This is a genomic window from Streptomyces sp. NPDC101234 (assembly GCF_044767525.1).
Taxonomy (GTDB): Bacteria; Actinomycetota; Actinomycetes; order Streptomycetales; family Streptomycetaceae; genus Streptomyces; species Streptomyces sasae.
Window position 1 is genome coordinate 1 of the sequence record NZ_JBIWOA010000102.1, and the last position, 4,523, is coordinate 4,523.

Below are 4,523 nucleotides of genomic sequence, written 5' to 3' on the forward strand. Positions count from 1 at the left end.
CGGCGCAGGCGTGACGATGGTGAGGCGGTGCTGGCCGCGGTCGGGCATCTGTGGGTGAACGGTGTTGGGGTGGACTGGGCGCCGGTGTTCGCGGGCCTGGACGCGCGTCGGGTGGCGCTGCCGACGTATGCCTTCCAGCACCAGCGGTTCTGGCCGGAACCGGTGCATCAGCCGACGGACGTGACCGCCGCGGGCCTGAGTGCCGCCGGACACCCGCTGTTGGGTGCCATGCTGCCGCTGCCCCGTACGAACGGCGCGGTCTTCACCAGCCGCCTGTCCCTGCGTACCCACCCGTGGCTGGCCGAGCACATGGTGGACGGCGCTGCGGTGTTCCCGGGTTCCGGTTACGTGGAACTCGCCGTCCGGGCCGGTGACGGCGTGGGCTGCGGACACCTCGACGAGCTCGTCCTGGAGGCCCCGCTGGTGCTGCCCGCCCAGGGCGGCGTCCAGCTCCAGGTCGTGGTCGGCGACGACCCCGCCGAGCCGGGCACCTCGCGCCGCAGCGTCACCGTCTACGCCCGCCGGGACGACGCCGAGTCCTGGACCAGGCATGCCACCGGAGCGGTGACAGTCACCCCGGCACAGGCAACCCCGGCACAGGCCGGCCCCGAATTCGACCTGGTGACCGGGGCGTGGCCCGGGCCGGACGCGACAGAGCTGGACCTCGCCGGCTTCTACGACAACGTCGAGTACGGCCCGCTGTTCCAGGGGGTGACCAAGGCCTGGCGGCGCGCCGGCCACGTCGTCGCCGAGGTCGCTGTGCCCGCCGAGGCCGGTGCGGAGTCGTACGGCATCCATCCGGCCCTGCTCGACGCGGTGCTGCAGCCCGCAAAGCTCACCGGTGTCGACGGGTCGCCGTTCGGGTTCACCGGCGTGGTCCTGCACGCGGCCGGTGCCGCCCACCTGCGGGTGGCCCTGACCCGCACGGACGATGCGGCGGTCTCGATCGCCGCGGCGGACGGTGCCGGGCAGCCGGTGCTGTCGATCGGCTCGCTGAGCCTCCGGCACCTGGACACCATCGACATCACCGCCGTCCGGGGCGACCGGTCCCTGCTGCGGCTGGACTGGATCGACATCGCCGCGACCGGCAGCCCGGTCACCAAGTGGGTGACGGCCGACAGCACGGACCAGGAGTCGGCGCAGGTTGCCGTGTTGTCCGCCTCCGGCGACCCGGACGACGTCGCCGCGTCCACGCACGAGCTCGCCGGCCGCGTCCTGCAGCAGCTGCAGTCCTGGCTGACGGAGGCCACGATCCCGCTGGTCGTCCTGACCCGCGGCGCGGTAGCCGCCGATCCCGGCGAGCCGGTCACCGATCTGGCCGCCGCGGCGGTGTGGGGCCTGGTGCGCTCGGCACAGACCGAGAACCCGGGCCGCATCGTCCTGCTCGACATGGACGCAGACGCGGACACGGACGCAGACACGAACGCGAACGCAGATACGGGCAGGGACACGGGCGTCGACGCCGCGCTGCTCGGTCACGTCCTGGCGAGTGGGGAGCCCCAGCTGGCCCTGCGCAACGGGACACTGCGCGCCGCGCGACTGACAAGGACCGAGCCCACGGACGAGCCGCCGACGCCCCTGGAGCACGCCGGAACCGTTCTCATCACGGGCGGCACTGGTGGGCTGGGCGGCGTGGTGGCCCGGCATCTGGTCGGCGAGCACGGTGTGCGGAGCCTGCTGCTGCTCAGCCGGCGAGGAATGGCGGCAGCGGGTGCGCAGGAGCTGGTCGCGGAGCTGTCCGGCACAGGTGCCGCCGTCGAGGTCGTGGCCTGTGACGTCACCGATCGGGTGGCGCTGGCCGAGGTCATCGGCGCCCACGACATCAGCGGAATCGTGCACACCGCGGGTGTGGTCGAGGACGGCGTCGTCGCCACGCTGTCGCGGGAACAACTGGACCGGGTGCTCGCACCGAAGGTCGACGCGGCCTGGCACCTGCACGAGCTGACGCGCGGCCTGGACCTGTCGATGTTTGTCCTGTTCTCGTCGATCGGCGGCCTGCTCGGCGGCGGCGGGCAGGCCAACTACGCCGCCGGCAACGCCTTCCTCGACGCGCTCGTGCAGCAACGGCGCCACGACGGCCTGCCCGGCGTGTCGATGGCCTGGGGGCCGTGGACGACCGAGGTCGGCATGGTCGGCACGCTGTCGGAGACCAACCGGCGGCGGATGGGCCGGGCGGCGCTGCCGGCGCTCGCCGTCGAACACGGCCTGGAGCTGTTCGACGAGGCGCTGCGGGCCGATCTCCCGCTGCTGGCGCCGACGCGGCTCGATCTGCGGTCGTTGCGGGCGCAGCCGGAGATTCCCGCCCTGTGGCGGGCTCTGGCCGGCGGCCCTGCCCGGCGCACCGCCGGCGCCGCGCCTGACGGCAGCGCCGGTCAGGGCTTGGCCGCTCTGCCGCCGGCCGAGCGGGAGAAGGCCCTCGTCGAGCTGGTCCGCGAGTCGGCCGCGGCGGTGCTGGGGCATGCCTCGGCCGCGCAGCTCAACGTCCAGCAGCCGTTCAGCGAGCTGGGTTTCGACTCGCTGACCTCGGTGGAGCTGCGCAACCTGCTGCAATCCCGTACCGGGCTCAGCCTTGCGGCGAGCGCGGTGTTCGACTACCCGTCGGTCACCCGGCTGGCTGCGCACCTGGCCGGCGAGTTCGGCGAGCCGGACGCTGCCGGGTCGGCGTCGGTGCCGGCGCTCGTCACGGTCACCGACGACCCGATCGTGCTGGTCGGCATGGCCTGCCGCTTCCCTGGCGATGTCCAGGGCCCGGAAGACCTGTGGCGCCTGCTCAGCGAGGGAACCGACGGCATCGGCTCCTTCCCGGCCGACCGTGGCTGGGACCTCGACGCGCTGTTCGGCCTGGACGGCTCCGGCACCGGTACGTCGATCACCACGGAGGGTGGTTTCCTCACCGGCATCGACGAGTTCGACGCGGCGTTCTTCCACATCTCGCCCCGCGAGGCCCAGGCGACCGATCCGCAGCAGCGGTTGCTGCTGGAAGTGGCCTGGGAGGCCCTGGAACGTACGGGCATCACCCCCTCGGCCCTGGCGGGCAGCGCTACGGGCGTCTTCGTCGGTGCCTACCAGACCGGCTATCTCGACCTGGTCAACCGCGGCCACGACGACCTGCGCGGACATGTGCTCACCGGCGCGGCGACCAGCGTGATGTCCGGTCGTGTGGCGTACGCCCTGGGGCTGGAAGGTCCCGCGGTCAGCGTGGACACGGCCTGCTCCTCCTCGCTGGTGGCCATGCACCTCGCGGCCCAGGCCCTGCGGTCCGGTGAGTGCTCGCTCGCCCTGGCCGGCGGTGTGACGGTGATGGCGACGTCCGACATGTTCGTCGGGCTCACGAAACAGGGCGGCCTCTCCGCGGACGGCCGGTGCAAGTCCTTCGATGACGCCGCCGACGGGACGGGCTGGTCCGAGGGCGTCGGCGTCGTGGTGATGGAGCGCCTTTCCGAAGCTCGGCGCAACGGCCACGAGGTCCTCGCCGTGTTCCGCGCCAGCGCGGTCAACCAGGACGGCGCCTCCAACGGGCTGACGGCTCCGAACGGCCCCTCCCAACAGCGCGTGATCCGTCAGGCCTTGGCGGCCGCGGGTCTGTCACCCGCCGACGTGGATGCGGTCGAGGCCCACGGTACGGGCACCCGACTCGGTGACCCGATCGAAGCACAGGCCCTGCTGGCGACCTACGGCGGCGACCGCCCCGGCGACCAGCCCCTGTGGCTCGGCTCCTTGAAGTCCAACATCGGCCACACGCAGGCCGCCGCGGGTGTCGGCGGTGTGATCAAGATGGTGATGGCCCTGCGCCACGGCATCCTGCCCAAGACCCTGCACGTGACCGAGCCGTCGACGAAGGTCGACTGGACCAAGGGCGACGTCCGGCTGCTCGCCGAGGCCGTGCCGTGGCCGGAGACGGGCCGTCCCCGCCGGGCCGGGGTGTCCGCCTTCGGCATCAGCGGCACCAACGCGCACATCATCCTGGAAGCGCCGGAACCGGATCCCGCCGGTGCCGGTGCCGGGCCCGAGCCGCTGCCCGACGTGACCGCCGTCGTGCCGTGGGTGGTGTCCGGCAAGACTGCCGAGGCGGTGCGGTCACAGGCGGCCCGTCTTCTGGAACGCGTGGAATCGGATCCCGAACTGCGTCCGGTGGACGTGGCCTGGTCGCTGTTGGCCAGCCGCGAGACCTTCGAGCACCGGGCCGCCGTGGTGTCCGGCGACCGGGGCGAGTTGTTGGCCGGCTTGCGCGCCGTGGCCGCCGGTGAGGTCGTCCCGCGGGTGGTCCGGCCCGGCGACAAGGTGGTTTTCGTCTTTCCCGGTCAGGGTGCGCAGTGGGTGGGCATGGCTCGGGAGCTGGTCGAGTCCTCGGCTGTGTTCGCGTCGTCGATGTGTGCGTGTGCGGAGGCGTTGGAACCGTTTGTGGACTGGTCGTTGGCTGATGTGCTCGGTGACGAGGCTGCGTTGCGGCGGGTGGATGTCGTGCAGCCGGCGTTGTGGGCGGTGATGGTGTCGCTGGCGGCGGTGTGGCGTTCCTTCGGGGT

At 72.6% G+C, this 4,523-nt stretch carries 1 protein-coding gene; it reads left to right on the top strand.

Annotated elements, in window-relative coordinates:
• Nucleotides 1–27: 27 nt before the first annotated feature.
• The coding region (locus ACIRR9_RS55840; protein WP_403769762.1) for a type I polyketide synthase at nt 28–4,523 on the top strand (4,496 nt) is incomplete at its 3' end.